We start from the raw sequence: 6,285 nt of genomic DNA on the forward strand, positions 1-6,285 counted from the left end.
TTCGGGGTTATCACTCCCCGGCGATGGTCATCTGGCCGATGAGCCAGGAGCCGGTGCGGGTGCTGCCGGGGAGCTGGTTGTCCGTGCCTACGGCAAGCAGATTGAGGTACATGTCACGCAGGTTGCCGGCGATGGTGATTTCTTCCACCGGGTGGGCGATTTCGCCGTTTTCCACCCAGAACCCCGCCGCTCCTCGGGAGTAGTCGCCGGTGACCCGATTGACGCCTTGCCCCATCATTTCCGTGACCAGCAGGCCGGTACCCATCTCGCGCATCAGCCCGGCCAGGTCCAGCTGGCCGCTTTTGATGGCAAGATTGTGCACGCCGCCGGCATTGGCGGTGGTCTGCATGCCCAGCTTGCGCGCGGCGTAACTATCGAGTACGTAGCTTTGCAGCACGCCGCCCTCCACCAGGGCCTTGGCGCGGGTGGCGACGCCCTCGTTGTCGAAGGGGGCGCTGCCCAGCCCGCGTGGCTGCAGGGGGTCTTCCTCGATCTGGACGAACGCGGGGAAGATGGGGCGGCCGAGATGATCGAGCAGGAAGCTGGCCTTGCGGTAGAGGGCACCGCCGCTGATGGCGCCGATCAGGCTGCGCAGCAGGCCGCTGGCGACCTCGGCGCGGAAGATCACCGGCGCCTGGCGGGTGCTCAGGCTGCGCGAGCCGAGGCGGGCGAGGGTGCGCTCGGCGGCGGTGATGCCGATCTGGCGCGGGCTGTCCAGACCCTGGCCCTGGCGATCGACGCTGTACCAATAGTCCCGCTGCATGCCTGACTCGTCCTCGGCCACCACCGCGCAGCTCAGGGAGTGGCGGGAGAAGGGATAGCCGCCGATGAAGCCGTGGCTGTTGCCGTAGATGTGGACGCCGCTGCCGCTGTTGAGGCTGGCACCCTCGGAGTTGCTGATGCGCGGATCATGGCCGCGGGCGGCGTCCTCGCACTCCAGGCAGAGGGCGCTGGCCCGGGCCACATCCAGGCTCCAGGGGTGGTAGAGGTCCAGGTCCGGCACCTGGCGGGCCATCAGCTCGGCCTCGGCCAGGCCGGCGAAGGGGTCTTCGGTGGTGAAACGGGCGATGTCGCAGGCGGCGCGCACCGTCTCGCGGATGGCCTGGGGGCTGAAGTCGGAGGTGCTGGCGGAGCCCTTGCGCTGGCCGAAATAGACGCTGATACCCAGGGAGTTGTCGCGGGTGTGCTCGACGGTCTCTAGCTCACCCAGTCGGACATTGACCGCCAGACCGGCATCCTGGCTGGCACCGGCCTCGGCGGCGCTGGCACCCATGTCCTTGGCGATTTTGAGCAGGTCCTCCACGATCTGCTGAATCCGCGCCTGCTGCTCGATCATGCTGATGTCACTGTTGATTTCAGTGCTGACGGCTGACTTAGGCATGGGTGCCTCCCACGGTGAGCTGTTCGATGCGCAGGGTGGGCTGGCCGACCCCCACCGGTACGCTTTGGCCCTCCTTGCCGCAAACGCCAACCCCCATGTCCAGTTGCAGGTCGCTGCCGACCCGGCTGATGCGGGTCATCACCTCGGGGCCGTTGCCGATCAGGGTCGCGCCCTTGACCGCCGCGCCGAGCTTGCCGTTTTCGATCAGATAGGCCTCGTTGGCGGAGAAGACGAACTTGCCCGAGGTGATGTCCACCTGACCGCCACCGAAGTTGACCGCGTAGAGGCCCTTTTTTACCGAGGCGATGATCTCTTCGGGGTCGTCCTGCCCCGGCTCCATGTAGGTGTTGGTCATGCGAGGCAGGGGCAGGTGGGCGTAGGACTCGCGCCGACCGTTGCCGGTGGGTGCCACGCCCATCAGCTTGGCGTTGTGCCGGTCCTGCAGGTAGCCCTTGAGCACGCCCTTTTCGATCAATACCGTGCGCTGGGTCTCGCTGCCCTCGTCGTCCAGGCTGAGGGAGCCGCGGCGGCCGGGCATGGCGCCGTTGTCCACCACGGTGCAGAGCTCGGAGGCGACCTTCTGGCCGATGCGGCCACTGAAGGCGGAGGTGCCCTTGCGGTTGAAGTCCCCCTCCAGGCCGTGGCCTACCGCCTCGTGCAGCAGCACGCCGGGCCAGCCGGGGCCGAGCACCACGGTCATGCTGCCGGCCGGGGCGTCCACCGCCTCCAGGTTGACCAGGGCCTGATGCACCGCCTTCTGGCTCAGCTGCTGCCAGAAGTCATCGACCAGCAACAGGTTCAGATCGGCCCGGCCACCGCCGCCGCAGCTGCCTTGCTCGCGCCGGCCCTGGTGCTCGGCGATGACGCTGACGTTCATCCGCACCATGGGCCGCACATCGGCGCTGAGACGGCCCTGATCGTCGAGGATCAGCACCGTATCCAGCACCGCCACCAGGCTGGCGATGACCTGCTCCACCCGCGGGTCATGGGCGCGGGCGGCTTGATCCACGCGATGCAGCAGGGCGATCTTGTCCTCCCGGCTGAGGCTGGCCAGCGGGTCCAGGGCCGGGTAGAGGGCGCGCACCGGCTGCTGCCGGGCGATGGCGATCTGGCCCTCGGCACCATCGCGGACAATACCGGCGGCGGCCGAGGCGGCCTGCATCAGCGCCGCCGGGCTGAGCTCGTCGGAGTAGGCAAAGCCGGTGCGCTCACCGCTCACCGCACGCAGGCCAACGCCCTGCTCGATGCTGAAATTGCCCTCTTTGATGATGCCGTCCTCCAGCACCCAGGACTCCAGCTTGGCGTGCTGAAAGTAGAGATCGGCCAGATCGACCCCGGGTCGGCACAGGCGGCTGAGGGCGGCGTCGAGGTGGTGCAACTGCAGCCCAGCGGGCTCAAGAATGGCGGCCTGGGCTTGGGAGATGAGATCAGTGGTCATGGGTTTCCGTCAACGTGGGGTTTGAGTTCGGGGTTCGGGACTCGGGACTCGGGACTCGAAAAAGAATCTGTCAGCCTCGTTCAGCAATCAAACCCCAAAATACGCAAGGTAACCGGCGGCTGGCTGCTGAAGGCTGGCGGCTGACCGCTACCCCTGCCGACAACGGTTGTTCAGCGCCGGCAGCTGTTTGCGCGTGGCCCTGAGGTAGTCGAGATCGACCTCTGCCAGCACCAGGCCGGGGCCTGTGTCCACCTCGGCCAGCACCTTGCCCCAGGGATCGACGATCATGCTGTGACCGTGGGTCTGGCGGCCGCTTTTGTGATAACCACCCTGGGCGGCGGCGGCCAGATAGCTGAGGTTCTCGATCGCCCGCGCCCGCAGCAGCACCTGCCAGTGGGCCTTGCCGGTGATCTCGGTAAAGGCCGCCGGCAGGCAGAACAGGTCGCACTCGTCCCACATCAGGCGACGAAACATCTCAGGGAAGCGCAGGTCGTAGCATACCGATATGCCCAGCCGACCCAGGGGGCTATCCAGCCACAGGGGCTGGTCGCCCGGCTCGAACACACGGGACTCCTGATACACCTCGCCGCCAGAGAGCTGGGCATCGAACAGATGGATCTTGTCGTAGCGGCCCACCCGCTCGCCGCGCTCATTGAAGATCAGACAGGCGGAGCGCAACCGCTCGCTTTGCTCCGAGCGCAGGGGGATGGTACCGCCCACCAGCCATAGCCCGTGACGCCGCGCCATGTCGGCAAGAAAGCCCTGCAACGGGCCACTGCCCTCGGTCTCGGCGATGTTGTACTGCTCTTCATCCTTGCGCCCCATGAAGGCAAACACCTCGGGCAACACGGCCAGGCGTGCGCCCTGCTCGGCGGCCTGGGCCAATAGCTGCTCCACCTGCAACAAATTGGCCTCTACCTGAGGCCCGCTGGCCATCTGCAGGGCCGCGACAAGGGGTTTTTCTCGACTCATACCGACTCATTGATTCTGTGACAAGGGGAGCTTAACCCAGACGGACGCAGACTTCATCCCAAATACGGGCTTGCCAGGCGTCATCCCCTTGATCCTCCAGACCCAGCAGCCTGAACAAAAAACCAGACCGGGTTCTATCGCCAGGGGATCAACCCCAGGCAAAAAAATACCCGATTCTTAGGGGAATCGGGTATTCAGGGTAGAAGCCTGGCAGTGACTTACTCTCACATGGGGAGACCCCACACTACCATCAGCGATGCCCCGTTTCACTTCCGAGTTCGGGATGGGATCGGGTGGTTCCAAGGCTCTATGGCCGCCAGGCAATTTAGTGGTGAAGTCGATGTTTCGCCTTCACGCATTCGGTGATGAAGTCTTGTATCTTGATTCTTCTTACTCTTGCAGACCTCAGGCGCTCTGTAGCACAGAACACTTGGGTGTTATATGGTCAAGCCTCACGGTCAATTAGTACGGGTTAGCTCCACACGTTACCGCGCTTCTACATCCCGCCTATCAACGTCGTAGTCTTCAACGGACCTTCAGGGGCCTCAAGGGCCCAGGGAGATCTCATCTTGGGGCCGGTTTCCCGCTTAGATGCTTTCAGCGGTTATCCGTTCCGTACTTAGCTACCCGGCAATGCCACTGGCGTGACAACCGGAACACCAGAGGTACGTCCACTCCGGTCCTCTCGTACTAGGAGCAGCTCCCCTCAAATCTCCAACGCCCACGGCAGATAGGGACCGAACTGTCTCACGACGTTCTAAACCCAGCTCGCGTACCACTTTAAATGGCGAACAGCCATACCCTTGGGACCGACTTCAGCCCCAGGATGTGATGAGCCGACATCGAGGTGCCAAACTCCCCCGTCGATATGAACTCTTGGGAGGAATCAGCCTGTTATCCCCGGAGTACCTTTTATCCGTTGAGCGATGGCCCTTCCATTCAGAACCACCGGATCACTATGACCTGCTTTCGCACCTGCTCGGCGTGTCTGCCTCGCAGTCAAGCACCCTTATGCCATTGCACTAATCTTCCGATTTCCGACCGGAATTAGGGTACCTTCGTGCTCCTCCGTTACTCTTTGGGAGGAGACCGCCCCAGTCAAACTACCCACCATGCACGGTCCCCGACTTGCGCCTGGGTTAGAACTCCAAACATACCAGGGTGGTATTTCAAGGTCGGCTCCACGCAGACTGGCGTCCACGCTTCAGCGCCTCCCACCTATCCTACACAAGTAGGCTCAAAGTCCAGTGCAAAGCTGTAGTAAAGGTTCACGGGGTCTTTCCGTCTAGCCGCGGGTACACTGCATCTTCACAGCAAGTTCAATTTCACTGAGTCTCGGGTGGAGACAGTGTGGCCATCATTACGCCATTCGTGCAGGTCGGAACTTACCCGACAAGGAATTTCGCTACCTTAGGACCGTTATAGTTACGGCCGCCGTTTACCGGGGCTTCGATCAAATGCTTCTCCGAAGATAACATCATCAATTAACCTTCCGGCACCGGGCAGGCGTCACACCCTATACGTCCTCTTTCGAGTTTGCAGAGTGCTATGTTTTTAATAAACAGTTGCAGCCACCTTTTCACTGCGGCCCACTTGCGTGGGCGTACCTTCTCCCGAAGTTACGGTACCATTTTGCCTAGTTCCTTCACCCGAGTTCTCTCAAGCGCCTTGGAATACTCATCCCGCCCACCTGTGTCGGTTTGGGGTACGGTCTGTATGTGGGGGCTATTTCCTGGAACTGCTAGCTCCTTTTCGAGACAACCAACGCCCGATCAGGAATTCCGCAATCCGTCACTCTCCCACAGGTACTGGAATATTAACCAGTTTCCCATCGACTACGCCTTTCGGCTTCGCCTTAGGGGCCGACTTACCCTGCGCCGATTAACGTTGCGCAGGAACCCTTGGGCTTTCGGCGAGGGGGCCTTTCACCCCCTTTATCGTTACTCATGTCAGCATTCGCACTTCCGATACCTCCAGCATGCTTCACAACACACCTTCAACGGCTTACGGAACGCTCCTCTACCATGCAAGCAAGCTTGCATCCGCAGCTTCGGTACATATCTTAAGCCCCGTTAAATCTTCCGCGCAGGCCGACTCGACCAGTGAGCTATTACGCTTTCTTTAAAGGATGGCTGCTTCTAAGCCAACCTCCTGGCTGTCTGGGCCTTCCCACATCGTTTCCCACTGAGATATGATTTTGGGACCTTAGCTGGCGGTCTGGGTTGTTTCCCTTTCCACGACGAACGTTAGCACCCGCCGTGTGTCTCCCGTGATTGCACTCGCTGGTATTCGGAGTTTGCATCGGGTTGGTAAGTCGGGATGACCCCCTAGCCGAAACAGTGCTCTACCCCCAGCGGTGATTCACGAGGCGCTACCTAAATAGCTTTCGAGGAGAACCAGCTATCTCCGGGCTTGATTAGCCTTTCACTCCGACCCACAGCTCATCCGAATCTTTTTCAACAGATCCCGGTTCGGTCCTCCAGTAGGTGTTACC

The 6,285-nt window shown here is 61.8% G+C and carries 3 protein-coding genes and 2 rRNA genes (1 of these 5 running past the window's edge); all 5 read right to left on the reverse strand.

The features are described from left to right. Positions 1–10: 10 nt before the first annotated feature. Positions 11–1,381, reverse strand: a complete 1,371-nt coding sequence (pmbA, locus tag D5125_03080; protein QFY91040.2) for a metalloprotease PmbA — start codon at positions 1,379–1,381, stop codon at positions 11–13. Beyond that, positions 1,374–2,819, reverse strand: coding sequence for a metalloprotease TldD (gene tldD, locus D5125_03085; GenBank protein ID QFY88545.1), 1,446 nt, complete (start codon positions 2,817–2,819; stop codon positions 1,374–1,376). The genes pmbA and tldD overlap by 8 nt, the downstream gene beginning before the upstream one ends. Positions 2,820–2,966: 147 nt before the next feature. Then, on the reverse strand, positions 2,967–3,791 hold the full coding sequence (locus D5125_03090) for a carbon-nitrogen hydrolase family protein (GenBank protein QFY88546.1): 825 nt from the start codon (positions 3,789–3,791) through the stop codon (positions 2,967–2,969). Between the two features lie 205 nt (positions 3,792–3,996). Beyond that, a 5S ribosomal RNA gene (rrf, locus tag D5125_03095) occupies positions 3,997–4,112 on the reverse strand. Positions 4,113–4,232: 120 nt separating this feature from the next. Next, positions 4,233–6,285, reverse strand: a 23S ribosomal RNA gene (locus tag D5125_03100) (it continues 1,009 nt past the right edge of the window).

It is taken from the genome of gamma proteobacterium SS-5 (genome assembly GCA_009497875.2).
GTDB lineage: Bacteria > Pseudomonadota > Gammaproteobacteria > Chromatiales > Chromatiaceae > Magnetovirga > Magnetovirga frankeli.